At 35.8% G+C, this 23,588-nt stretch carries 26 protein-coding genes; 5 read left to right on the top strand and 21 right to left on the bottom strand.

The window, feature by feature from the left end:
• Positions 1–52 precede the first annotated feature (52 nt).
• Positions 53–1,090 carry an L-dopachrome tautomerase-related protein gene (locus tag ACFO7M_RS00665; RefSeq protein ID WP_379733495.1) on the top strand — a complete coding sequence of 346 codons (1,038 nt, stop codon included), beginning with the start codon at positions 53–55 and terminating at the stop codon, positions 1,088–1,090.
• 19 nt (positions 1,091–1,109) lie between these two features.
• Here the strand turns inward: ACFO7M_RS00665 and ACFO7M_RS00660 are convergent, their stop codons facing one another.
• Complete coding sequence (locus ACFO7M_RS00660; protein ID WP_379733493.1) at positions 1,110–1,511, bottom strand: hypothetical protein; 402 nt, start codon at positions 1,509–1,511, stop codon at positions 1,110–1,112.
• 220 nt (positions 1,512–1,731) lie between these two features.
• On the opposite strand from ACFO7M_RS00660, the gene ACFO7M_RS00655 reads away from it, so the two are divergent.
• The gene (locus ACFO7M_RS00655; RefSeq protein WP_379733492.1) at positions 1,732–2,088 is read left to right on the top strand and encodes a hypothetical protein; all 357 of its coding nucleotides are present in this window, start codon (positions 1,732–1,734) and stop codon (positions 2,086–2,088) included.
• Positions 2,089–2,094: 6 nt separating this feature from the next.
• Complete coding sequence (locus ACFO7M_RS00650) at positions 2,095–2,535, top strand: hypothetical protein (RefSeq protein ID WP_379715293.1); 441 nt, start codon at positions 2,095–2,097, stop codon at positions 2,533–2,535.
• A 49-nt stretch (positions 2,536–2,584) separates the two neighbouring features.
• Here the strand turns inward: ACFO7M_RS00650 and ACFO7M_RS00645 are convergent, their stop codons facing one another.
• The 20 genes from ACFO7M_RS00645 to ACFO7M_RS00550 form a co-directional block, all read right to left on the bottom strand.
• Positions 2,585–3,682 (bottom strand): peptidylprolyl isomerase, encoded by a 1,098-nt coding sequence (locus tag ACFO7M_RS00645; protein WP_379733490.1) that lies wholly within the window; start codon positions 3,680–3,682, stop codon positions 2,585–2,587.
• 21 nt (positions 3,683–3,703) lie between these two features.
• Positions 3,704–4,282, bottom strand: coding sequence for a gliding motility-associated peptidyl-prolyl isomerase GldI (gldI, locus tag ACFO7M_RS00640; RefSeq protein WP_379715287.1), 579 nt, complete (start codon positions 4,280–4,282; stop codon positions 3,704–3,706).
• Positions 4,279–5,301: a DHH family phosphoesterase gene (locus ACFO7M_RS00635; RefSeq protein WP_379733488.1), complete on the bottom strand. Its 1,023-nt coding sequence runs from the start codon at positions 5,299–5,301 to the stop codon at positions 4,279–4,281. Before ACFO7M_RS00635 ends, gldI begins: the two co-directional genes overlap by 4 nt.
• A gap of 67 nt (positions 5,302–5,368) precedes the next feature.
• Complete coding sequence (locus tag ACFO7M_RS00630) at positions 5,369–5,896, bottom strand: hypothetical protein (RefSeq protein ID WP_379733486.1); 528 nt, start codon at positions 5,894–5,896, stop codon at positions 5,369–5,371.
• Between the two features lie 79 nt (positions 5,897–5,975).
• Complete coding sequence (locus ACFO7M_RS00625) at positions 5,976–6,455, bottom strand: MlaD family protein (protein ID WP_379733484.1); 480 nt, start codon at positions 6,453–6,455, stop codon at positions 5,976–5,978.
• A 32-nt stretch (positions 6,456–6,487) separates the two neighbouring features.
• Positions 6,488–6,964, bottom strand: coding sequence for a hypothetical protein (locus ACFO7M_RS00620; RefSeq protein WP_379733482.1), 477 nt, complete (start codon positions 6,962–6,964; stop codon positions 6,488–6,490).
• 27 nt (positions 6,965–6,991) lie between these two features.
• Positions 6,992–7,753 (bottom strand): hypothetical protein, encoded by a 762-nt coding sequence (locus ACFO7M_RS00615; RefSeq protein WP_379733480.1) that lies wholly within the window; start codon positions 7,751–7,753, stop codon positions 6,992–6,994.
• Between the two features lie 36 nt (positions 7,754–7,789).
• Complete coding sequence (locus ACFO7M_RS00610) at positions 7,790–8,533, bottom strand: hypothetical protein (protein ID WP_379733478.1); 744 nt, start codon at positions 8,531–8,533, stop codon at positions 7,790–7,792.
• Positions 8,534–8,915: 382 nt separating this feature from the next.
• Positions 8,916–9,509, bottom strand: a complete 594-nt coding sequence (locus ACFO7M_RS00605; RefSeq protein ID WP_379733476.1) for a CHAP domain-containing protein — start codon at positions 9,507–9,509, stop codon at positions 8,916–8,918.
• 72 nt (positions 9,510–9,581) lie between these two features.
• A complete protein-coding gene (locus ACFO7M_RS00600) occupies positions 9,582–10,076 on the bottom strand; it encodes a hypothetical protein (protein ID WP_379733474.1) in 495 nt (164 codons plus the stop codon).
• 127 nt (positions 10,077–10,203) lie between these two features.
• Positions 10,204–10,842 (bottom strand): hypothetical protein, encoded by a 639-nt coding sequence (locus ACFO7M_RS00595; RefSeq protein WP_379733471.1) that lies wholly within the window; start codon positions 10,840–10,842, stop codon positions 10,204–10,206.
• A 236-nt stretch (positions 10,843–11,078) separates the two neighbouring features.
• Positions 11,079–11,624: a hypothetical protein gene (locus ACFO7M_RS00590; RefSeq protein WP_379733468.1), complete on the bottom strand. Its 546-nt coding sequence runs from the start codon at positions 11,622–11,624 to the stop codon at positions 11,079–11,081.
• A 172-nt stretch (positions 11,625–11,796) separates the two neighbouring features.
• Positions 11,797–12,189: an RDD family protein gene (locus tag ACFO7M_RS00585; protein ID WP_379733465.1), complete on the bottom strand. Its 393-nt coding sequence runs from the start codon at positions 12,187–12,189 to the stop codon at positions 11,797–11,799.
• A gap of 116 nt (positions 12,190–12,305) precedes the next feature.
• Positions 12,306–12,866 carry a hypothetical protein gene (locus tag ACFO7M_RS00580; RefSeq protein WP_379733462.1) on the bottom strand — a complete coding sequence of 187 codons (561 nt, stop codon included), beginning with the start codon at positions 12,864–12,866 and terminating at the stop codon, positions 12,306–12,308.
• 143 nt (positions 12,867–13,009) lie between these two features.
• Positions 13,010–13,546, bottom strand: a complete 537-nt coding sequence (locus ACFO7M_RS00575) for a DUF2199 domain-containing protein (RefSeq protein ID WP_379733459.1) — start codon at positions 13,544–13,546, stop codon at positions 13,010–13,012.
• A 434-nt stretch (positions 13,547–13,980) separates the two neighbouring features.
• Positions 13,981–14,400 carry a hypothetical protein gene (locus ACFO7M_RS00570; RefSeq protein ID WP_379733456.1) on the bottom strand — a complete coding sequence of 140 codons (420 nt, stop codon included), beginning with the start codon at positions 14,398–14,400 and terminating at the stop codon, positions 13,981–13,983.
• Between the two features lie 357 nt (positions 14,401–14,757).
• On the bottom strand, positions 14,758–15,180 hold the full coding sequence (locus ACFO7M_RS00565) for a hypothetical protein (protein WP_379733453.1): 423 nt from the start codon (positions 15,178–15,180) through the stop codon (positions 14,758–14,760).
• Between the two features lie 246 nt (positions 15,181–15,426).
• The gene (locus tag ACFO7M_RS00560; RefSeq protein ID WP_379733450.1) at positions 15,427–16,476 is read right to left on the bottom strand and encodes an MAE_28990/MAE_18760 family HEPN-like nuclease; all 1,050 of its coding nucleotides are present in this window, start codon (positions 16,474–16,476) and stop codon (positions 15,427–15,429) included.
• A gap of 4 nt (positions 16,477–16,480) precedes the next feature.
• Entirely contained in the window at positions 16,481–17,680 is a 1,200-nt protein-coding gene (locus tag ACFO7M_RS00555) for a DUF262 domain-containing protein (RefSeq protein ID WP_379733447.1), read from the bottom strand.
• A gap of 501 nt (positions 17,681–18,181) precedes the next feature.
• Complete coding sequence (locus ACFO7M_RS00550; protein WP_379733444.1) at positions 18,182–18,583, bottom strand: hypothetical protein; 402 nt, start codon at positions 18,581–18,583, stop codon at positions 18,182–18,184.
• Between the two features lie 1,412 nt (positions 18,584–19,995).
• Between ACFO7M_RS00550 and guaA the strand changes: the two genes are divergently transcribed.
• Positions 19,996–21,525, top strand: a complete 1,530-nt coding sequence (gene guaA, locus ACFO7M_RS00545) for a glutamine-hydrolyzing GMP synthase (RefSeq protein ID WP_379733441.1) — start codon at positions 19,996–19,998, stop codon at positions 21,523–21,525.
• Positions 21,526–21,636: 111 nt separating this feature from the next.
• Positions 21,637–23,547, top strand: coding sequence for a LysM peptidoglycan-binding domain-containing protein (locus ACFO7M_RS00540; protein ID WP_379733438.1), 1,911 nt, complete (start codon positions 21,637–21,639; stop codon positions 23,545–23,547).
• Positions 23,548–23,588: the final 41 nt, after the last annotated feature.

The raw sequence follows: 23,588 nt of genomic DNA, 5'->3' as shown, positions 1-23,588 counted from the left end.
CTTGTACTGTTTTTTTAGTTCGGAATTTTGTCTGATCTAAAAAAATAAAACAATGAATACAGTAAAAACAAACTTCTTCCTTTGCTTAATTTCTCTGGCTGCCTTCGCGCAGGAAATTCCTAAATCCAAATTAAAGATAGTTGCCGAAAGTCAGTTCCAATGGACTGGAATTGCCATCTCGAAAACGAATAGGGTATTTGTCAATTTCCCTCGATGGTCTAAAGAAAATCCAATGGCTGTTGCCGAAATAATCGATGGTAAATCCATTCCTTATCCGAATGTGAAATGGAATACATACGATAAGAAGGGTAGCAACCAATTCATTTGTGTGCAAAGTATGTGGATCGACAAACAAAATCAGCTTTGGGTATTGGATACCGGTTATGTCTTGGAAGAAGATAAAACGAATGCGGCCACGCTGTATGTTTTTGATCTTTTACAGAATAAATTAAAAACAAGCTATACCATTCCTGCCGAAAGTATAACTGCCAGAAGCTACCTGAATGATTTTCGGGTGGATGAAAAACATCATAAGGTATATTTCACGGATTCCAGATTGGGCGGATTGGTGATTTTTGATCTGATGACGCAGACTACCAAAAGGATTTTGTCCAATCATTTTTCAACATTAGCCGAATTACCTCAAATTGTAGTGGAAGGCTATGAAAGAAAAAGGGCCGTACACTCTGACGGAATCGAATTGGATAAAAATCAGAAGTATCTCTACTATTGCGCATTGACAGGTGAAAATGTGTATCGAATTCCTGTGAAGGCCATTCTGGATGAAAACAATGATGATACTGCTTTAGGTTTAAAAGTGGAGAAGTTTGCCAAAACAGGTCCAAACGACGGCATACTTTTCGATAAAAAAGGAACATTGTACTTGAGCAGTCTGGAAAAGAACGCTATTTCGATTGCCGACAAGAAAGGAAAATGTAAGATGCTAATTGCTGATGCGTTGATTCAATGGCCGGATTCGTTTGCTTTGAATAAAGAAGGGAATGTGTTCTTTACAACCTCTCAAATTCATCTGCCTAAAGATAAAAGAGGAACGTACAAAATAATGAAGCTGGCCTCCACTCTAAAATAAAGCGTTTTTGAGTAGTAATTTAAAAGCTTATGGTCAATGTTACTGCCGGCTGATTACCTGATGCTAAATCGGGAGTAAGATAGTGCTGGTTTCGGACAGCAAAGGTTGCTTCGGCAGCCTTTTTTTTGTTTTTATGAGCAGCTACAAAGAGTGGAATAGTGCTAAATACCATAACGCCTCCAATATACGAGAGTGTTAAGCCTGTATTGTTGTATGAACCGGAATTCATAAAGTTGTCGCTGAAATCTAAAGCAATGCCTCCCGCAATACCTCCAACACCCAAACCTAGTAAAACCCAAGCTGCAGTCGCATTGGTTCTTTTTTTCTGAAAATAGTATTCACTTGAGTGACCATTTTGAGTTTGACTGTACGAAACTGAGAGCATCAAAAATGCGATCAGGAAAAGGATTGTGTTTTTCATAACTGGAATATTAGGTTAAAAATTGACTTTAAAAAACTAACATTCAATGGGATATTAAAGTTACGAATTATTCTTGTAAGTAGTTCTCATTTGAATTAGTAATGGAAATAATCAGAAGAAATGTAAAAGAGCTCTAATTCAATAGGAATTTGCTACATTTGAATTCAGAAGTAAAGGGTGAAAACGCAACGGAATAACAATAACGAAGTAAGGATTAATTATGTACGAACTGCTTTTTTGGAAATATATTGATGAGGTTTACCTGAACCATCAGGAAGTGTATGAGGCCTTGATAGAAAAGGAATCGGTGGAAGGATTGGAAGAATTGCCTGTTCAGGTAATTTTGAATCGAATAACCAATGCTTTTGCTCAATGGGAAAAAGTAGACGAATTCAGTTTTAAAAATACCAAAGGAGTAGGAGCGTTCCACATTATCACTACTCCACAAAGTATTCAGATCAATTGTTATGGTACAGAAGGCAAAACCATGAATAAGTTATGTGATATCATGACCGAATTCAAATGCCCGCTGTATGACCCACAAGTACCCGCTCGTTATGATGAATTTGAAGAATAATAGCATATGAAGATAAATCCTAAAACCGGAATAGATCAGTTAATTTTCGGGATGAAACAAAAAGACGTAAAAGCCTTGTATGGCAATCCTGATCAACAATACGAAGACGAAGACAGCAACATCATTTACCTCTATAATGATAAAAAAATGCGCTTAACCTTTTATGAAGACGAAGATTTTCGCTTCGGTTATGTAATTACATCACATCCGGATGCCGAATTGTTTTCTGAAAAAATCATAGGAAAGCCTTGGCAGGAAATTGAAAAGCTATTGAACGATAAGAACATCAAATCATTGGAGAAGGAAAACTTCGATTCTGTGGATAATTATTTCAACGAAAGCAACTGGATGATCTTTCAAGTAGAATACAATGAAGTAATCCGTTTTGAATTAGGTGCCGTTTTTAATGAAAAAGCCGATGAGTTCGATTGGAAATTCAAAGGTTAAGAAATAAACTACAATAAAAAACCCCGTATATTCCGGGGTTTTATTTTTATTACTTAGTTGCTGCAGGAGCACTTTCTAATAGTTCCAATTCGAAAATTAAGTTAGCATTTGGAGGAATTACTCCGCCAGCTCCTTGTGCACCGTATCCTAAATTAGAAGGAATGAACAATAAAGCTTTGTCGCCTAAGTTCATTTTCTCTAAACCTTCCAAGAAACCTGGAATCAAACCATCTTTTCTTCCCGCTTGGAAAGGGAATGGTTGATACGCTTTAGCAGCTTGTCGGTTTAGATCTAGTTTGCCATTTTCTGCAGCTACGTTTTCATAACTGGTATCAAATAAAGTTCCATCTTCAAAATAACCCGCATAATGAACGTATACTGTAGAACCATCAGCTGGTTTTTTACCTGAACCTTTAGTTACTATACTGTATACTAATCCTGATTCCGATTTTGTACCCGATGCTTTAGCTTGTGCAAAATAAGCTAGTTTGTCTGCTTTTGCTTTCGCTAGTTTTGCTTCGATTTCTTTCTGTTCAGCAGCTTGTTTTGCTACACTTTCCTTAAAGATTTTACCAGCATCAAATTTTTTCGCTTTAGATCCTTTACGGATGATCGTGATTTTTTTAATAACATCTTCTTGAGCGATAAGATTTACGATATCCTGACCTTTGATAACATGTCCGAAAACAGTATGCTTACCATCCAACCAAGGTGTTTCTTTGTGTGTAATGAAAAATTGTGAACCATTGGTACCAGGTCCAGCATTGGCCATAGATAAAATACCAGGACCGGTATGTTTTAAATCGGCAACAATTTCATCTTTGAATTTATATCCGGGACCGCCGCTTCCATTTCCGTCAGGATCTCCACCTTGAATCATGAAATTAGGAATCACACGGTGAAACTTTAATCCGTCGTAAAATGGTTTACCACTGAATTTTTCGTTTACCATTGGATTTTTCCCTTCAGCCAAAGAAACAAAGTTGGCTACAGTGATAGGCGTTTTCTCAAACTCCAATTGTACCATGATTTTTCCTTTGTTGGTTTCAATTTCTGCATACAACCCTTCAGGTAATTGGTCTCCTCCAGAATTACATGAGAATAATAAGGCAATTAAACTTAAAAATAGACTAGTCATTCGATTCATTTTAGTTAATAATTATAATAGTTATTCAATTGTTGTTTTAGGTTTGGCTACCGAATCCATTTTAATATCATTCAAAGTAACGGTATAAATCAAAGGTTGGTTGGTACCCACTTTCTTTTCATCGCCATGATAACCAAAAGCCATATGGGAAGGAAATAAGAAACGTACAGTTTCTCCTTTTTTCATCAATTTGATACCATGACGCAATCCCATAATGATATTTTGCTTATCTACCACATACTTTTGCGGTTTCAATTCTTCTTGTGTATAAATGATATTGCCTTTTAAATCTTTGATTTCATAATCAAAATAAGCAATTTCACCTTTTTCCGGCATATCTGTGGATACTTCGTTTTTAGTCAAATAGGTATACCAATAACCTTTAGTTGAAGCAATATAATCAACTGCCGTATCTTTTTTGATGATGGCCGCAATGATGCTCTCTTCGCCTTGGTTTAATTTCTTATTGCGTTCTATAGACTGTTTCATAAATTCTCCGCCAGTGTGCGAAATAGGTCTTCTGGCTTCTTGTTTCTGACTACAGCAAGTAACCAAATTCATGCCAAGCAATAAAGAGCCTACGATTTTTACCAACTTCATACTGTTACTTTTTTAATTTCTTTTACAATTGTTATAAAACGTGCAACGGTTTCTTCCATGCTCACTGTTGATTTTCCTCCTGCTGCATTGATATGTCCGCCTCCGTTAAAATAGTTTCGAGCAAATTGATTGACATCAAAATTCCCTTGCGAACGGAAGGATATCTTGATAATGCCTTCCGATTTATTTTCGATAAAGATAGCTGTAAAATTGATTCCAGCAATGCTTAAACCATAATTAACAAAACCTTCGGTATCACCTTTTTGATAATGATGTGCATCGAGTTCTGCTTGTGTCAGTGTAATGTAGGAAGTTTGAAACTCTGGAAGTAACTGCATGTTTTGTAACGCTTTACCCAAGAGTTGCATACGGTCGTAAGTACTGGTGTCAAATAAATTGTTGTGAATTTCTGCATTTCGGATGCCACGATCAATCAAATCTGCAGCTACTTGGTGCGTCGTACTTGAAGTACAGGAAAAACGGAAAGAACCGGTGTCAGTAACTAGTCCGGTATACAAACAAGTGCCTACAGTTTCATTGATTAGGTTTTGTAAACCCAGTTGATGGATGAAATGATACACCATCTCACAGGTAGAGCTCATTTTAGTATCCGAATACATATATTGAGCATAACTGTCCGGTAATTGATGATGGTCAATCATAACGAACGTTTTGTTCTCTAATTGTTCCAGGAAAGCGGCCATAAATTCGCCGGTACGGTGAAAAGCATTGAAATCCAACGTAAAGATTAATTCAGCTTCCTCCAACTTGGGTTCGCAGGCTTCGTGATTTTCTTCGAAACATAATATGTTTTCAGAGCCCGGTAACCAAGCCAGATAATCAGGGAATACATTCGGTGAAATTACAGTTACGTCATGTTGTAACTGTTGTAAGAAATTGTACAATCCCAACGTAGAGCCCATTGAGTCTCCATCTTGATTTCGGTGGGGTATAATTGCTATTTTTTTGGGCGAAGACAATAACTGTTTAATCGCTTCAATCTCATGTGCGTTCATCATCTTGCGAAAATACAATTTTAGTTGCTAAGTTTCAAAATTGAAAAGCGGATTCCAAATGAATTGCTGATTACAACGGATCGGCAGTAACCTTGAAAGTCATATCGCTTTGCACATCAACTTTTTGCATTAAAGTTTCCTTGGTGGTAACTTGAACCCTTAGTTTATAACTATCCGCTTTGATGTATTTGTCCAATTTTGCCGAAGTACATGTCAAGTTAATGGTATTGGTAACCACATTAATATTGTCTAGATAGGCCAGTTCAATTTCATCGCTTCCGTCAGTGGAAATGTAAATATGGATGGCTTTTAAAAAGCTAAATGTTTTATCGGACGGATTCGTAATCGTCAATTTTAATTGCTTCAGTTTGACATCTTTTACCAGATTGGCGTTGGTATTGTTGTTGTTAAATTCAGCCGACGAATTGGTGGTAACATCTGGTGTGGGAACGTCAAAAGGGGAATTGAACGGCAAACCAGTATTGATTGAAAATGTTGTTTGGTCGTGTACTTCAAAAGTGAGTAAGCGATCAAGAACATCACACGATACAATAAGAAAAGAAAGCAATACGCTTAGGTACAGAAATTTAGTTTTCATGTTGAGATAAATTGGGTGCCTCAAAAATATAAAATTTTGCGAAAGTTGGAATAATAATTTTATGGTGTTTGATAATTCTTTAATTCTGTTTTCTTTTCTCCAGATTGTCATTCAAACGACGTAACTCTTTTAAAATGGAGTCGTTTTTTTCTTTTCCGCTTATTTGTTGTAATGCGTTTTTGAGATGAACCGACAAAGAATCACTAAAAAAAGTTTCTTTTTCGGGTTCCAAAATTACTGTGCTTTTTCCATCGAGCATATCGCTTTTGGTTCCCAAGGTTACCGTAATGACTTTGTCGGACAATAATCCTTGATTTTCAGCGGTAAACTTGGAGTCTATAGGGAGTTGTATTTCAGGGTTTAAAGTGGCATGAATAAGAACATGACCATGGGAGTCCAATTGGAGGGTTTCAACTTCTCCAATTTCAATACCACTGACTTTCAATTTAGTTTCATTTGTAATGCCTTCCGCATTGTGGGTCGTCAAAATTAAGGTTTTGGATTGGGTACACGAAAAAAGGGTGAATCCCAAGATCATAAAAAATAGATTTTTCCTCATTGTTTTTTAGTTAAATAGCTACAGTAACCCATTTAATTTGTGTTCTTTTTTTTCCATTCGATGATTGTATCATTGGGTAAATCGTACTCGTATAGTTTTCGTTGTATACTGTCAATATAAACCCAACCGTCAGAAACAAAACGCTTGTTGGTATAGCCTTCATCATACACATCCTGTCCAATATTGAATAGCATATATCGAGTACCATCTTTGTCTATGGTTTGATCATACAGCCATTCTATAGAGTCGTTGTTTTTTAGTGCCATTCGAATTAATTTCTTCTCAGAATGCTTAATGTAATCGGCAATTAAAGTGTCATACCAATGCATTGTTGGTGCAGTAGTAGTAGGCTGTTTTTCCAAGTCTGTTACTAAAGAATCCGCTAAAGGAATGTTTGAATTTTCGGTTGCTTCTCGCTCGTTTGTGGATGGACGACACGATATAAGAATGCACAATTGTAGTACTGCTAAAGGTTTCAATAGAAGGCTTGGGTAGATTGTTCTCTTCATGATGAAATATAGATTGAGTCACTTTTGCTAATTTCGCAAGAGTGTTCCGTCTTGGGTTAAAATAATTTGTCCTTTTTTTTCTACTTCCAAGGTGATATCCGGACTATCTTCGGTGCCAATTATATTTCGGTATACATTGTACTTGTAGTCGCCACTTGTGAAGATAATAACATGATTTCCACCGCTTCCTTGTATGTCCATTACACCATTGGTTAAAATAAGATCGGGTTTTGAGGATTCTGCATTGCCTTTTTTCCAAGAAGCATAACGGTAGGTGTCATAGGACAATTGATCTATCCGAATCAGATAATTTTTGGTGGTTATTTTGTATACCGGTGTTTCGAATTTTCGTAAGGAAGGATACAACTTGTTTTTGTCCGCCGCAATCAATTTTGTCCGCCACTTTTTTTCAAAGTCGCTTTGATAATTCACAGTTGTTATCCTACTTCCATCACTTTCAAACCAAACGGAACCGTTATCCAACATAATGCCTCGCCAGCCTACTTCCGACCATTGGTCCATTTTGGATTGAGCAATCGTTTGGATCAAAGCAGCATCAAAAACCTCATGAAATCGTTTTTTGAATTCTTGCTTGTTTTTAATGCTTGGAATCGGATATTCTCTTCGCAACGGATAATTGACCATTCCCGCAATTTTATCAATGTTCTGTTGTTGAAATAGCTTTTTTATAGTAAGAATGTTGGCCTTCTGGTATTGGTCCAATTGTTCATCTTGTGCATGGCTCCACTGAAAAATTAGTAGCAGCAATACCAATAATCTGAATTTCATAGTTTGCATTGGTGTTAAAAGGTAAAGGTAACGAAATTAAGAAGCTGTAGTTTTTCCATAGTAAAAATTCAGATAATTCTTCTTCCAATAGTACTCAATAAAATCCCATTTTTTTTCAAATTCTGGGATATACTTGGTATAGGGAAGTGTCTGTACTAATTTGGGTTCACTGTCTTTCGTGTTGGTTATCTTGTAGACTTCGATAACCTGTGGTTCGGTTTTGGTGTCGAAATCACATCCTTTTCCATTGATATAACCATAATTGATTTGTTCGTTGCCTTCAATTTTACAGAGATAACTTTCCCAATCCATATCACTGCAGCCTACTGGGCTATAGGAATAATAAAAATCAGTTCCTTGTATCTTCTGAATAGCAAGATCGCAATTTTGTAGCAATTGATAGCTTTTGTCTTTTGGATGAAAAAGGAAATTATCACACTGATTGGGGTTATTACTGAAAAAAGACACTCGGATGTCTTTGTACCCATCTTCATTGATGTCAAGAAATTCAGCATCGAAATAATAGTCTTGGGGTTCAATTAGGGTATCGCCTTTTTGAGAAAGTAAACAATGAAAATGATTGTTGTCATTTAGAACGCGTAAATACTTTTGTCCATTGAATGAAACGGTATCTTGATGTAGTTCAAGTGGCTCCTTTTGAACGGTTCTTCTACTGTCGATTGGTTTTTTGCCTGAGCTATGGGCTTCTTTTTTGGTATTAACTGAAGGTTGGCATGCAGAAGCTATACTGAGTACTATCGTAATTATGATGAAACGCATAGAGAATTCCGTTTTTCGTTGTAGGCAATGCATCTTTTTTATACTATTGATTGTTTAAGAAAGCAGCAAACATAATGCCCAAAATATCAATACAAACAAATGAATCAAGAAGGAGGTTTTGACAGGCTTTTTAAAAACAAAATACAGGACGCCGTTTACAATCAAAAGAAGTACATTCATGATTACTAAAAGGAACAAGGAAAAAACGTCAAGATTAGGGGTGCATGGACCCGATTTGAATTTTCCTGAACCATGAATAAGCGCAATTAACACTGCGGATAGTACGTAAAAAAGAAGGGTCTTATAACTGTTTTTGGTTTCTGGATTGGTCATATAATGAAAATGAAATCAATTGCTACTTGTTCGTTGGAAGTGTTGTTATTCAATTTTTTCGAAGCCAGCCTAAAATTCGAGCGTTTTCGATCTTCCATTTGCCATTGGTCTGTCCAAGTTGAAAATGTTCTCTGGATTTACTGAATGGCCCCGGGTTTTGCTGTATGATTTCGATTGTATTTTCGTTCACATCGGAAACAATTGCTACATGTCCGTAGCGATTAAGTAGTGTCCCTTCGAAAATAAGTAGATCACCCACTTTGGGCTGACTTTGGCTCGAATTGGTATACTGTGTTAAATTGCGTGGCTTATTGTGTTGTCCATCCAGTAGTGTCTCATCAAAAAAATCTTTCGCATGGCCATAACTGTCCGGCATTTTATGGTTGTAATGTTCGTAATAGTATCGCTTTACAAATTCAACACATTGGTATTTCAAACCTAGGTTATAACCATCTTTGGCAAGATTCCGCTCGGATACATGGTCAACGCCACCATTATAATAGACCACAATACCGTTCAAACTGTCTAGTTGTTGTCCAATGTAAAATTCGGGATTGCAATTGTATTTTTTAACGGCACTAATTCCCAAAAAGAGTAACGGAAAAAAGACTATAATTGGGTATTTCCAACGCTTGATGTTCAATTTGTTGTTGTTTTAGGTTCTAACTCAATAGTGAAATAAGGAAGTGTTAAATTGGCTTCCAGTGCCATTATTTTATTTGTTTAGTAAATACAATTCTTCTAAAAATTGAATCTTTTGAGCTTCTTCCCAACTGTTGGTATATACTAATAGGTTTAGGAAATTAGCCTTAACCGAACCAAATAAAAATACATTGTCGGCCTTTCCATCATTATACTTCCATATAATATATTCCGATTTGGCATTCTCTTTTAGTTGAGTGACTGGATGACTTTTACCAATGTAATCCGTATCCCATTTATAAAACGCGGTCACACTTTTAAAATCAGAATCGTTTTTTTGATAAAACGGATAGGCTTTTTTAGGGTTTTGAGCGATGGCTATAATAACACCACTGTCATTTTTTAAATAGGTCTGACCCGAGTCGTTCATCGTATTCAATTGTTGCCATTTACCCGGAATTTTAACCTCTCCTGTATTGGTTTTTAAACTGGAAAAAGTACTTTCCTGGCTGAAAATAAGGTTGGGAAGAACAAAAAATACTGCAAGTATTAAGTTTCGAATAGACATAGATTTGTTTTTTTTTAGTTGAAAGTGAGTGTCTTTAGGCTTCTTCTTGCTTAGAATTTGAAACCATCTGAACAGAGCAAATATAAGAATTAACTGAAAGTGCCAACGAATAATAGTTATTTGTAAACTATTCCAAATTCTTAGAATCGTTTGTAGGATCGATTTTGACCCATTTTTTGTCCGTCCAGGCATACTGTTCAGGATAAGGAACAATTCTTGCTTTAGGAAAATAATCGGAGGAATCCGGCGGATTCGTAATGAGCACTCGACTGTTCTTTTTAAATCGGTAACCCACAGCCGATGGCAATCCGTTATAAACCATTCCGGTTTTCATATCCACAATAGCACTACTTTGACAAGGAGAACCACAACCCCAAGAAACCAAACAATACTTCCCTGCGAAATTAACCCCCAGTTCATTTACACCATGCGTTATTGCAGTAATGTATCTTTTTTTGAATTCAGAAGAATCGAAATTCAATTTTCTTGGCGGTTTAACAGCTTGTAGTTCTACTTCAAATGGTGTTGCATCCAATTGTGAATGAAATCGATATAGGGTATCTGTCGATTGCTCCGATTGAAGAATCAATAAGTTATTGTCTTTGTAGAGTGTGTCTTCAGGAACAATTACTGTCGTTTTTTTTGTAGCCGATTTCGGTACCGGGTTTTGCTCATCAATCGTGTTCGATGGCTTGTTGTTACAAGACGTCGCAAGAAAGGAAAGCAATAATAGCAATAAACCGACGGTAAAGTAAATTCTTTTCATTTTTACGAATGCATTTTGAGGTAATTTAATAGCTAATATCTTTAATTGTTGAGGTGCGCGCACAAATCGATTATTACTGTTCATCTTCCAATCTTTCAACGAATGAAATAAAAGGCTAACAGTTATTTTTAACGGTTGTGTTATTTCCAAGCTTAGCCGCGATTAATTCGATGATATCATTCGCTGCATTATGGTGTTGCTCTGTAATTTGCATAGAATTGGTCTTGTTTTTTATTTTAGTCATACATTTCCCCGTCCTGAACAAGATTGAATTGCTCTGGGAACAAAATACGATCTTTATTGGAACGGTTGATTTTCTCTATTAAGCCTTCAATCAAGTAGTGGGCTTTGAATGTCGTGTCATTCTCCAGTTCCAAAGTCATAAATGGTTTTCCAATGAGTTTTTCGTCTGTATCGTCAATTGCTTGTACAATATCAAAGTTGTATTTAGAGTCTATATTGTTGTCCCAATACACGATGAGCTTCTCATTTTGAAGCTGATAAGGGTACATAAGCCAACATTCTGGTGAATACGAAATGCTTAAAGTGTCTTTACTTTGAAAGTGAAGTGCAAGGGAAAAATTCTCCTTTTGTTTATCAACCCAAATAGAGTAGGTGCTGTCTTGAACTACTTCAGAAATACGGTTGAATGTCATTCTTTTTTGCAATGTATCAGTAGGTAGTGCACTCGAAGTACGCAGTACATCCTTTTGTTCTTTGCTATTTTGGTGGCAACTTGTGAAGCAAACCAGTAGCACAAAAAAGGGAAACGATGCTCTCATATTGTTTTTCTAAATTGATAGTTATGTACAGCCGGCAAGTAATTATTGTAGCTGAGGAAAATAGTGAATACTGCGGTAAGATTATTTTGCAATCCCACACCTGCAATACACATAGACTAAAGAAAACCGACTTTTTTGCATAAATGAGCTGCTTTGAAACAAAGTAAAGGAGTTACGGCTTTAGTTTAACCATTACACTTCCACTCAGATAATCATGAATGGTTCTCCTTTTTGTATTTCCGAAAACGGTGATAAAAGACAACCAACCCAGTGAAAATTTCAATACAAACCGAACAACTGCCTGAAAGAAATGAATCCTTTTGGAATGATCGGAGTTCCTTCTTACTCGAATTTCCATTTTGTCATTGCCAAAAGTGGCGCCCAATGTAGTAGCTATGGGTTCGTAGAGTAGTATAGCTGAAAATAATAGTACTCGTATGTAATTGTCAACGTTTTCAAATGAATCCAAAATTTCAGAACAAAAATACATGAACGCAATGACCAGTAAGGTGTCAATGGTTGTCGATTTTATTCTGTCGAGGATACTTGGGTATTCTTTTTCCATAATAGAGTTGGTAAAGTTTGGGTATAAGTTTTGGTGCAATATGTCGCAAATTTACAATAGAATTGATTTGCTAATGGGATAAAATTTCCTGTAAGATAAAAATTTTATCAAATCGTTTAAACTTGTTGGGTTGTACCAGAATAATCTCCTGAGTCTATTGCTAAGAAGACTCGAATGCAATAACCACATACTAGAAGTAAATAAGCAATCTTTTCCTCTTCTGTCACAGAGTGTAAAACAGAAACGGAATGGTACAATGCATCAGCAAAATAAACTAAGCCAAATAGGTTTTTTTGTTTCTCTTTCACTAATTGACCGTCAATGGTTAGCAATACCTTGTTGTCCTTGTCAGTTACCTCAAATCGTTGTTGTAAGGTAGCTCTTGTAAAGAAAAAAGTCTCATTGTCCATTTCAATTGTTGCACAGCGATGAAAAGGATTTTGTGTCACGATCGTTACACGACCCACAGGAGAATTGCGCGAGGCTAACAAAATTCCACTGTTGCTGTTGTGAATAGAAAATTCGTTGTCATTTAGTATCGCCTTCCCCGAAATGTAGTTTGAAAAAAATGAATTTGATTGACAAGTCAACCTGTTGACTAAATTAGAAAAACGATCGTTTAACTCCACATTCCAACTGTTGTAGCTTACAGTTAACTCAAAGTCTTGATAGGTCATTGCTTAATAATCTTGTCCATTTTTAAAGGATTTAAATATACCAGTTGCATTCTATGGAACAAATGGGGTGTGCTAAAGATAAAATTTCTTGCGAAAAATAAACTTGAATTTACTACAAAATTTACCATCTTGCTGAAAGCAGTTTACTCGACGTTTTTTATCATTTTATCAACTCGATTTTCAGCTTCTGTTTTTGAAATTCCGTTGTAGAAGTCTCTAACAAATGGATGTTCATAATCTTTGTGAGGGAAAATTTCAGGTCTTTCATTTCCGCTTTTTGTAATTACATCACATGGAATTACTGAGGTATTTCCATATTCAGCAATATTATTACATAGCCAACCAAAATAACCAGTTTCGTGATTCGGATTGTTGAAATTATCTTTATAATCCAAATAACTTTTTTCACTTAGTGATACCCAAAGTCCATATTGCAAAGTTTCACAAGTATGATTTACTTTTTGATTAAGAATTACTCTTATAAATCGATCGGTTTGGTCTTGATAATGTATCTCGCAAAAGTCAGAGTCCAGTTTTCCAATTTCTGCTTTTTCATCATCAGAAAGATGATAGTAATTGTCAGGTGTTTTAAAAGTCAATGCTGGCCATTCAATATGAATTTGACCACATTCTGTGCATTTAAATTCTGTTTTTTTATTTTTCTTTCTTTTCCAGAACATTAATTTCTTCTTTTTTAAAAATTAGACACAAAATTATTGACAAAAATAATATTCCACTTGTTCAAGATAGCGCGGATTTGTAATCCGTGCCAGTTCCGGCAAAGAATGTAAATTATAAAGATATAAAAAGTTCAGTAGTAAAACCCCGCAATTGCACAGTTACTGTTTTGAAGTTGCTTCTGTGACTAAAGATAGCGGACACGGATTGCAAATCCGAGCTATCGGGTATTAATACTGCGCCAAAAATTATGTACTCTTTCATGCTTACGTTGTTGTGAGGAAAGCTTGCATATAAAATCAGCCTGCGAAACTACCTCACAAACCCTGTCAGATATAACCAAAATACCTCCTTTTCATAGTTGTAAAAGAGTGTTACTAGGATGCTTTTTTGAAGTTATTTTGAAAATAGAGGAGTTGCGCAACAGTTAACACTGTTAATGGCAGTTTATTTTTAATATTCGGTCGGAATAATTATTGTAATAACTGTCTGTAATATCATCACTTTTTTTAAGTTTATTTACATCTGTAAAATTGGCATGTACTTCATAACCAATACAACAAATTTCAAGTCCGTTGTTTTTGTCCGCAGTGTATTTTCCTTGCTTAAATTCGATTTTGTCTATCCAAAAAGAATTTGGAGAATGACCACCTTGACCACAAAATGCATCCAAAGTTATATCAATATCCATTTTTTTACCGAGATGAGTCCAAATTAGATGAAAATTTGAAACAGGAAATACTCTTGAAAGTGTAGCCGTAAAATAGTAAGAGGATTCAGAATATGAAGCTTCTAATCCTCTACCGTCCTTAACAAAGATTTCGATTTTGTCGTTGGTTAGACTGTCGCATGTCATTACGATTCCTTTTTGGTTATAGAGTCGAAAATTGTATTTCGGCTTATAGGAATCTTGTGCAATTGTCTTATGAATAAAAAAAAATAGTAAAAAAAATGGAATCAATATATTTCGTTCATTTCTCATGTCTTCTGTTTTAATTACCGCTAACATCAGCCTGCGAAACTACCTCACAAACCTTTCCAAATATAACCAAAATACCTCCTTTATAAAGAAAAGCATCTTGTTAATGGAATAATTTGTAAAATAAAACCTCCTTTACATAGTTGTAAAAGAGTTTTACTAGGATGGTTTTTTGGAGTTATTTTGAAAATAGAGGAGTTGCGCAACAGTTACGGCTGTTATAAGTAGGTGCTTTTATTCTAAACCTCTTAATATTTCCAATCTATTTTTAGGAGCGTTAGGAGAAATAAAATCTGGAATTGTATTTTCCGTTCTCCTCGGGCGACTTAAAAACTCAACAGGCCATTCTGTTAATCTTTCTTCTTTTATATGAACGTAATATTCAGTTTCAGGTTCATCAATATATTCTCTTTGCAATATTAACGCCAACGGTTGTTCAGCGCCAACATTTTCATTACTATATTCAAGTGCATCTTCATAATTATCAAAAACATAGTAATAATCATTTCCGTCTTCAATGTCAGGCGCACCGTTTTCTGGATGACACCAAACTCGATATTCCAAAACTTCATCCCAAACGTAACCGCCACCAGATTTTACCAATGCAGGATAATCTCCAATTTTTTCTTTCTGAATAACTTCTGGGTATTTTGACATTTTGGATTCTTTTAAGCAGTTAGTTTAGCACTTACTTATAACATCAGCCTGCGAAACTACCTCACAAACCCTGTCAAATATAACCAAAATACTTCCTTTATAAAGAAAAGCATCTTGTTTAGGGAAATAGTTTGTAAAATACAATCTCCTTTACATAGTTGTAAAAGAGTTTTACTAGGATGCTTTTTTGAAGTTATTCTGAAAATAGAGGAGTTGCGCAACAGTTAACGATGTTATATGCCGTCTTTATTTTAAGACGTAAAGGTCAAAATTTTTCTTAAAATTATCTCCAATTTCAATTCCAATTTCGATATTTTCTCCATCGACAAATTCTTTATCCTCATCATTAACTCTAATACTTTTTATGTATGAGGATTTAATGTTTTTGGAGTTTACGCCAATGATTCTTTGCCCTTTAGAAATTTTATATCCATTAGTGTGAAAACATACAATGTTGCCATCTTTGAAAACATCAGTTATGTTACCAAGCTTTAATCCTTGATTTTGAACTTTTTTATATAACAAATCTTCATTTAATACATCTATAAGGGATTTTGAATAATATTTGAAGAACTCAACATAATCTAATAATATTTGATTATCCATTATGTCATTTTCTATACCATGGGCTACAAAATTCCTTAATTCTGCTAATTCATTGATAGGTTGAAGGTTTTCGTTGATTGATAAATCAGTACTTTCGACTGCAACTCCTTTTGAATTAACTAAATAACTTTTAAAATCTTCATTTTTTAAAATATTTTTACTTAATTCATACACCCCAGTTTGCTTAAAATTATCGTCAATAACTTGAATTCTGAAATTAGCAGTGTGTTGTGCAAATGCTTCTTTATTTAGTTGATAGTTATCAATGGTATTTATACAAGTATGTAAATTTTTAATGATAATTTCTTTTCGAAGTGGGCCATTATATTTCGTTTGTTCAATTTTATTGATTAAAGAAAGCGAAAGTAGTAAATGGTTTTTTGTTATTACTTCTGGTAATTTTTTATATTCTTCAATAATACCATTTACCTCCTCAATATAACTTATAATACAATTTTCAATAAATCTTTCAAAAGAACCATAAAGCGATATAATTATGCTATTATAGTTATAAGTTAGTTTCGATATTCTAAAATCTTTTAATTTCTGTGAGATTTCATTTAGAATTAGATCATTTACAGAATTTGAATTCTCAAAATCTTGTAATAATTTTTTTTCTAATTCATAGAATTCAATCAATTTTTTTAAGTCATCTAATTGAAGATGAAAGTCCCTTAATATAGCTTCCATATTGTCAGATTAAACTTAAAAAAAAATCTCTAAAAAGTGATTCTCTTTCTGCTACAATTCCTGGATTAGTGTTTCTTCCTCCAAATTTTTCGTAATTATTTCTGTAGAATTTTTCTAATAAATCATTAATATCTTGCTTTTTAGCCAAAATTGATGCTTTATGTTCAATAAATTCCGAAGCAATTAGAGTCATAGGGTCATATATTGCCGTTGTTGGTCTATTATACCAATTCCAATTCCCATTTCTTTCTCTATATAAATGAAATGCTTTTTCTCCCAATAATTCATGTAAAAATTGCAATGTCTCTTTGAATAAAGACTCCATTTCATTCATTGTTGTAACTGGCAATAAATTGGAATATTTAAGATAATAATTTAAATACTCTTTTAAACTTTTGGTGTGTTTTATTAAAGCCGCTCTTTGACGATTAGCAAAAAAACGTAATACTAATTCTACATCTCCCATGTTGCTAAAAAGCTCATTTTTGATAAGCTCCTCTGATAATTCATCATTATTTAATTCTTCTTCAGTTTGAATAGGAATGTTCCAAGTTTTACATAGGAATTCATAACGAGCAAGTTTAATACATAGTTCGTTAAAAGGTCCGTTATAGACTGCATTTCGTGATTCTTGGGCTTCAAGTTGTACTCCTCCGCTATTAATTCTTTCAAAAACTAATTGTTTTAATTTTAAGGCGTCAATTTCATTTTTTGCAGTCTCTTGAAGCAATATAATTGAGGATAAATATCTCCTGTCAATTCCTCTTTTTATTTGCGTTGGCAATTGTGAATACTTTTTCCCGTTCAACTCTGTCCATTCTTCCAAACCTTCTAATTCAAAGCTGTCTGAATAAAAATCTTTGATAGCGGTTAGTCTTTGTAAACCATCCATAACTTCATAATGTGAATATGTATCCTCATATAAAAAAATTGGAGGTATTGGAACATTCATGATAAATGACTCAATAAGTTTTGATTTTTGAGTTTTATTCCATCTATGCCTTCTTTGAAACTCAGGGTTGAGTTTGTAGTCTCCGCTGGATAACATTATTATTATTGATGGTAATGGATATCGAGCTTGTTCTGTTACTATTCTAATCTCGCCTTTTACATATTTTTCATTAATTTCATCATCATTCATTTGGTCATTATTAATAACCGTTAAATGTTCAAAAACTATTTTTTCATTTTCTATTAAATTCATGTTTTAACGTGTTACTTTTTAGACAATGTTTTTTAAGATGGCATATAACTCTTATATACCCGCTACTTTATAGCGCCTATACGTCTAATTTTGGGTATATACCCGCTACAAAGTAGCGCTTTTCAAATATAGAGGAAATTTTTTACAAATCGGCCAATACCCTTGGTCTCTTAATGGTTTTCCTCACAGAAGGTTATTTCCTCTCGTCCCATCTTTAAACTAGAAAGACAAACAAACCTTCCTGAAGCAAAATAATCCCTCCCGTTATTCTTGTCGCAATTTCTACAATTACGCCCACAAACCACTACGTAGTTCTACTCGTTTTTTACCCCGGTGGCTGAGGCTTGGTTACTGAGCCTGTCGAAGTATCAAAGCCATACTATAGTCAAAAATCTTTCAATCCAACAATCCAACAATCCAATAATCGAACAATCCAATAATCCAATAATCGAACAATCCAACAATCCAAATTTCAATTTTCCGCTCTGTTGCAAGGTTTTTTTATGCCTTTCTTAGAATAGTTGTTACTGTACGGTACATTATGGCTCCTGCATTTTGCTTTCTTGCTCCTGCACTTTGCTTTTTAGCTCCTGCACTTTGCTTTCTTGCTCCTGCATTTTGCTTTCTCGCTCCTGCACTTTGCTTTTTTGCTCCTGCATTTTGCTTTCTTGCTCCTGCACTTTGCTTTTTAGCTCCTGCACTTTGCTTTCTTGCTCCTGCATTTTGTTTTCTTGCTCCTGCATTTTGCTTTCTCGCTCCTGCATTTTGTTTTCTCGCTCCTGCACTTTGCTTTTTCGCTCCTGCACTTTGCTTTCTTGCTCCTGCACTTTGCTTTTTCGCTTCCGCATTTTGCTTTCTTGCTTCCGCACTTTGCTTTCTTGCTTCCGCATTTTGCTTTTTCACTTCCGCATTTTGCTTTCTCGCTTCCGCACTCTACTTTTTAACTCCCATCACTCCCGTACCGAAATCCCAACCCGACCTCATAGCATACTCCGTCAAAAACAACGAAAGTACGAAGTGGGAGTGATCCGCGTAGCCGAGGAGGCACGACGAGCGGTTCGGGTCACGCAGCGCAGTACTGAGGTAGTTTTTAGGAGTAGACTATGCAGTCTTGACTTTTTGCTGTGTCTCGGCCTTAGACGAGATTTCTGCCTGTCTCGTCATCAGACGAGATGTCAAGGCAAAAGAAAAGAACAAGAAAAATAGTTTGTTTTTAGATTCCTATAACGTCATCCCCTTCGGCCTCAGATTCGCAGGCGAGGTTCCAATCATTGAAGAATCCGTAAAAAGAAAAGCTGTTTGAGCCTAGATGGCGAGTTCTTTTCTTTTAGGATTCGAAATGGAATTGGACCGCCGAGAATCGAAGCCTTGACTTTTTGTTTCTTTTGTGTCAAGACAAAAGAAAAGAACACACGACGAGCGGTTCGGGTCACGCAGCGCAGTACTGAGGTAGTTTTTAGGAGTAGACTATGCAGTCTTGACTTTTTGCTGTGTCTCGGCCTTAGACGAGATTTCTGCCTGTCTCGTCATCAGACGAGATGTCAAGGCCAAAGAAAAGAACATGAAAAATAATTTGTTTTTAGATTTTATTACGTCACCCCCTTCGGCCTCAGATTCGCAGGCGAGGTTCCAATCATTGAAGAATCCGTAAAAAGAAAAGCTGTTTGAGCCTAGATGGCGAGTTCTTTTCTTTTAGGATTCGAAATGGAATTGGACCGCCGAGAATCGAAGCCTTGACTTTTTGTTTCTTTTGTGTCAAGACAAAAGAAAAGAACACACGACGAGCGGTTCGGGTCACGCAGCGCAGTACTGAGATAGTTTTTAGGAGTAGACTATGCAGTCTTGACTTTTTGCTGTGTCTCGGCCTTAGAAGAGATTTCTGCCTGTCTCGTCATCAGACGAGATGTCAAGACAAAAAAGAAAAGACAAGTCGAGGAGGAACGACGAGATGTCAAGGCAAAAGAAAAGAACAAGAAAAATAGTTTGTTTTTAGATTTTATTACGTCACCCCCTTCGGCCTCAGATTCGCAGGCGAGGTTCCAATCATTGAAGAATCCGTAAAAAGAAAAGCTGTTTGAGTCTCGTCAGTCATGACGAGATGAGTTCTTTTCTTTTAGGATTCGAAATGGAATTGGAACGCCGAGAATCGAAGCCTTGACCTTTTGTTTCTTTTGTGTCAAGACAAAAGAAAAGAAAATAATCGTATCCCATTAGCAAACAGGAGGTAGGTAAACAAAAACTCATAACTCATAATCCATAATTTATAATTAAAAAGAAAACTTTTTCCAGTCTACGGGAAATTTCTATTTTTGCACATGCAACACAACGTCCTTATTTTAGATTTCGGGTCTCAGTATACACAGCTGATTGCCCGCCGGGTTCGCGAATTAAATATCTTCTGCGAAATATTTCCTTACAATCATATCCCGGATGATTTATCAAGTTACAAAGCCGTAATCCTTTCTGGAAGTCCTTTTTCTGTTCGTGCAGAAGATGCTCCACATCCTGATTTGTCTCAAATTAGAGGAAAAATGCCATTGTTGGCTGTATGTTACGGAGCACAGTATTTAGCTCATTTTAGCGGTGGAGAAGTGGCACCATCCAATATTCGTGAATACGGAAGAGCCAATCTTTCTTTTATCAAAGAAGACGAATTGTTCTTCGATGAAGTCAATATGAACAGTCAGGTATGGATGAGTCACAGTGATACCATCAAAACCTTACCAACAGGTGGTGTACGTATGGCTTCTACCAAAGATGTAGAAAATGCCGCATATCGTATCGAAGGAGAAACTACCTATGCTATTCAATTCCACCCCGAAGTATACCATTCGGAAGACGGAAAACAAATGCTGGAGAACTTCTTGGTGAAAATTGCTGAAGTACCGCAAAACTTTACACCAGGTGCTTTCGTAGACGATATCGTTGCCGAAATGAAAGACAAAATCAAAGACGATAAAGTAGTATTAGGTCTTTCCGGTGGGGTTGATTCTACCGTTGCAGCCGTATTATTGAACAAAGCTATCGGTAAAAACTTATACTGTATTTTCGTAAATAACGGATTATTGCGTAAAAACGAATTCCAAAGCGTATTGAAACAGTACGAAGGAATGGGATTGAACGTAAAAGGAGTAGATGCTTCCGAGCGTTTCCTTTCTGAATTGGCTGGGGTAGACGATCCCGAAACCAAACGTAAAATTATCGGTCGTGTCTTTATCGAGGTATTCGATGATGAAGCACACAAAATAGAAGAGGTAAAGTTCTTAGCACAAGGAACTATTTATCCGGATGTGATCGAGTCGGTTTCAGTTAAAGGACCTTCTGCTACCATCAAATCACACCATAACGTGGGTGGATTGCCAGATTTCATGAAACTTAAAATTGTAGAACCACTTCGCATGCTTTTCAAAGATGAAGTACGCCGAGTAGGAAAAACATTAGGTATCGATGACGAATTACTTGGACGTCACCCGTTCCCTGGACCTGGATTGTCGATCCGTATCTTAGGTGATATCACTCCGGAGAAAGTGCAAATCCTTCAAGATGTCGATGCAATCTTCATCAACGGATTGAAGGAGCATGGTTTATACGATAAAGTATGGCAGGCTGGTGCCATCTTATTACCGGTGAACAGTGTGGGTGTAATGGGGGATGAACGTACTTACGAAAAGGTAGTAGCGCTTCGTGCCGTAGAATCTACCGATGGTATGACAGCGGATTGGGTACATCTTCCGTACGATTTCCTTATGAAAATATCGAATGAAATCATCAATAAAGTCAAAGGGGTAAACCGTGTGGTGTATGACATCAGTTCGAAACCACCTGCAACTATTGAGTGGGAATAAATAAAACATAATAAAATGTTAAAAAAGTCGTTACAGTAGATATATTTGTAACGGCTTTTTTGTTGATAATGAGTTCGGGCCAAATTAAAAAAACCAAAAACAAACTAAAACATGAAACACTTTTTACTCTTCTTTTTAGGGATGTCTCAGCTTGTGCTTGCCCAGCAGGAAAAAGCATTCAAGCATAATGTGTCTTCTAACGAAACAATCAAAGAGATCGCTAAAAAATACAATGTATCCGAAAAAGAAATCTTAAGACTTAATCCTGGTGCCGAAAACGGACTAAAAGAGAACACGCAGTTGTTAATTCCTAACAACAATTCAATCTCGTATTTGCTAAAGAAAAATGATGTTAAAGCTGAAGCTTATGTTGCGCATCAAGTGCAGCCTAAAGAAACGCTTTATGGTATTTCACGTCAACACAATACTACTATTGAAGCCATTCAATTGGCCAACCCGGAAATTCTAAAAGAAGGATTGAAAGTGGGGCAAACTTTAAATATTCCTAGTGTAAAAGTAGCCACAACTCCAACTCCAAAAGCAGTTCCCATGGTTACAGGTAACGTGCACGAAGTACAACCTAAAGAAACGCTTTTTAGTATCGCTCGTTTATACAATGTGTCTGTGAAGGACTTGGATGCACTCAATACCGAAGTCTTGAAAGAAGGTTTAAAGATTGGAATGAAAATTACAATACCGAATAAAAAGAAAACAATAAGCGGACAGGCTCGTATTATCAATAATGAAACGGTTTTCCATGTCGTACAGCCTAAAGAAACAAAATATTCGATTTCCAAAAAGTATGGCATAACTATTGAACAGTTGGAATTACAAAATCCTGAAATCATTAATGGATTGACCGAAGGAAATAAATTGGCAATTAACAAGTCGATGTTGAAAGCCAAAAATGAAAACGAAGAGTTAATGATTGCCTTGGCAGAAAAACAGGCGGTGGTTGAAAAGTCAAAAGCACAAAATGCTAAGATTGAAGATCTGGAAGACCGCTTGACGGTTCAAAAGGAGCTGAATAAAAAAATGATAACGCTGAATAAGCTGAACATTAATTTGAATGCCATAGATGAAACCAAAACAGGTTCGGTTGAAAAGTTACGACTGGTTTTGGATGCCAACAAGAAAATTCAGGATGTGTTAATCGGAAAGTTGGATTCCTTAGCATCGACTATGGAACGTGATTTGGCCGATTTGAAAAACAGGGATGTGGAGACGTTAGAGGAGTCTAAGAAACTAGAAAAGGAATCGTATCAAAATATCATCGAAACAGATAATTTAATACTAGGACTGAAAAGAGATTTAGCAGAAAACCGTAAAATTTACACAGGTATCATGCAGAAGGTTCACCGCATCACTGTTCAGGAAAATCAAGAGTATAAAAAGAAAGTGAAAGCGAATTTGTCGGATAAGGATTTGGCTTCTATCGATGAAATTAATAAGCTAAGCGAAGATCAATTGGCGAATGAGAAAAAGAACGATGCATTATTGGCAAAAGTTGCCTCTATCGATGCAGAGAAAAAAGACGAATTAAAACGCAAAATATCAAAAGCAACGTTTTATAGTTCAGAGGCAAGAGAGTATGATGATAAACTGGCACAAGTAAAATTACAGCGTTATCAGAAAACTGCAGAAGAAAATCAGAAAGATGTAGCGACAACCACAACACTTCCTGAAGCTGCTGAGATTAGAAAACAGTTGAATGAGAATATCGTAGATGAGAAACATCCAACCAAGATGGAAATCATCCGCAATTTGAAAGATTTAGAAGATGGATTTTACATGGTGGCACAGGTAACAGATGATACAGCAAAGCGTGATGCTTATGCAATTCAGCTTACCGATGCAGGAGAAACAAAATCGAGTTTCTTCTACAATGTGAACACGTTATCTTATTATGTGTATACTAAAATCTTCAAAACTGCCGATGAAGCGATCTACGAATACAAAACAAAAATAAATGATCCGTTATTTAGTGGATTATTTATTGTACAAATCGCCAAGGAACAATAAATTTGTTTCCGCGAAAAAGCAGATTTAAAAAAAGAAGAGCA

The organism is Flavobacterium sp. GCM10023249 (assembly GCF_042653365.1).
Lineage (GTDB): Bacteria > Bacteroidota > Bacteroidia > Flavobacteriales > Flavobacteriaceae > Flavobacterium.
Note: the sequence above shows the minus strand (reverse complement) of the source record. Positions and strands in the feature narration are given on the sequence as shown.

What these genes read in the sequence shown, in the direction of transcription:
- ACFO7M_RS00595 (WP_379733471.1), bottom strand. Translation starts at nt 10,842, where the DNA reads ATGAAAAGAATTTACTTTACCGTCGGTTTATTGCTATTATTGCTTTCC.
- ACFO7M_RS00600 (WP_379733474.1), bottom strand. Translation starts at nt 10,076, where the DNA reads ATGTCTATTCGAAACTTAATACTTGCAGTATTTTTTGTTCTTCCCAAC.
- ACFO7M_RS00575 (WP_379733459.1), bottom strand. Translation starts at nt 13,546, where the DNA reads ATGTTCTGGAAAAGAAAGAAAAATAAAAAAACAGAATTTAAATGCACA.
- ACFO7M_RS00615 (WP_379733480.1), bottom strand. Translation starts at nt 7,753, where the DNA reads ATGAAATTCAGATTATTGGTATTGCTGCTACTAATTTTTCAGTGGAGC.
- ACFO7M_RS00565 (WP_379733453.1), bottom strand. Translation starts at nt 15,180, where the DNA reads ATGTCAAAATACCCAGAAGTTATTCAGAAAGAAAAAATTGGAGATTAT.
- ACFO7M_RS00560 (WP_379733450.1), bottom strand. Translation starts at nt 16,476, where the DNA reads ATGGAAGCTATATTAAGGGACTTTCATCTTCAATTAGATGACTTAAAA.
- ACFO7M_RS00665 (WP_379733495.1), top strand. Translation starts at nt 53, where the DNA reads ATGAATACAGTAAAAACAAACTTCTTCCTTTGCTTAATTTCTCTGGCT.
- ACFO7M_RS00625 (WP_379733484.1), bottom strand. Translation starts at nt 6,455, where the DNA reads ATGAGGAAAAATCTATTTTTTATGATCTTGGGATTCACCCTTTTTTCG.
- ACFO7M_RS00580 (WP_379733462.1), bottom strand. Translation starts at nt 12,866, where the DNA reads ATGACCTATCAAGACTTTGAGTTAACTGTAAGCTACAACAGTTGGAAT.
- ACFO7M_RS00645 (WP_379733490.1), bottom strand. Translation starts at nt 3,682, where the DNA reads ATGAATCGAATGACTAGTCTATTTTTAAGTTTAATTGCCTTATTATTC.
- ACFO7M_RS00650 (WP_379715293.1), top strand. Translation starts at nt 2,095, where the DNA reads ATGAAGATAAATCCTAAAACCGGAATAGATCAGTTAATTTTCGGGATG.
- ACFO7M_RS00610 (WP_379733478.1), bottom strand. Translation starts at nt 8,533, where the DNA reads ATGCGTTTCATCATAATTACGATAGTACTCAGTATAGCTTCTGCATGC.
- ACFO7M_RS00585 (WP_379733465.1), bottom strand. Translation starts at nt 12,189, where the DNA reads ATGGAAAAAGAATACCCAAGTATCCTCGACAGAATAAAATCGACAACC.
- ACFO7M_RS00540 (WP_379733438.1), top strand. Translation starts at nt 21,637, where the DNA reads ATGAAACACTTTTTACTCTTCTTTTTAGGGATGTCTCAGCTTGTGCTT.
- ACFO7M_RS00590 (WP_379733468.1), bottom strand. Translation starts at nt 11,624, where the DNA reads ATGAGAGCATCGTTTCCCTTTTTTGTGCTACTGGTTTGCTTCACAAGT.
- guaA (WP_379733441.1), top strand. Translation starts at nt 19,996, where the DNA reads ATGCAACACAACGTCCTTATTTTAGATTTCGGGTCTCAGTATACACAG.
- ACFO7M_RS00660 (WP_379733493.1), bottom strand. Translation starts at nt 1,511, where the DNA reads ATGAAAAACACAATCCTTTTCCTGATCGCATTTTTGATGCTCTCAGTT.
- ACFO7M_RS00630 (WP_379733486.1), bottom strand. Translation starts at nt 5,896, where the DNA reads ATGAAAACTAAATTTCTGTACCTAAGCGTATTGCTTTCTTTTCTTATT.
- gldI (WP_379715287.1), bottom strand. Translation starts at nt 4,282, where the DNA reads ATGAAGTTGGTAAAAATCGTAGGCTCTTTATTGCTTGGCATGAATTTG.
- ACFO7M_RS00655 (WP_379733492.1), top strand. Translation starts at nt 1,732, where the DNA reads ATGTACGAACTGCTTTTTTGGAAATATATTGATGAGGTTTACCTGAAC.
- ACFO7M_RS00620 (WP_379733482.1), bottom strand. Translation starts at nt 6,964, where the DNA reads ATGAAGAGAACAATCTACCCAAGCCTTCTATTGAAACCTTTAGCAGTA.
- ACFO7M_RS00555 (WP_379733447.1), bottom strand. Translation starts at nt 17,680, where the DNA reads ATGAATTTAATAGAAAATGAAAAAATAGTTTTTGAACATTTAACGGTT.
- ACFO7M_RS00570 (WP_379733456.1), bottom strand. Translation starts at nt 14,400, where the DNA reads ATGACATGCGACAGTCTAACCAACGACAAAATCGAAATCTTTGTTAAG.
- ACFO7M_RS00635 (WP_379733488.1), bottom strand. Translation starts at nt 5,301, where the DNA reads ATGATGAACGCACATGAGATTGAAGCGATTAAACAGTTATTGTCTTCG.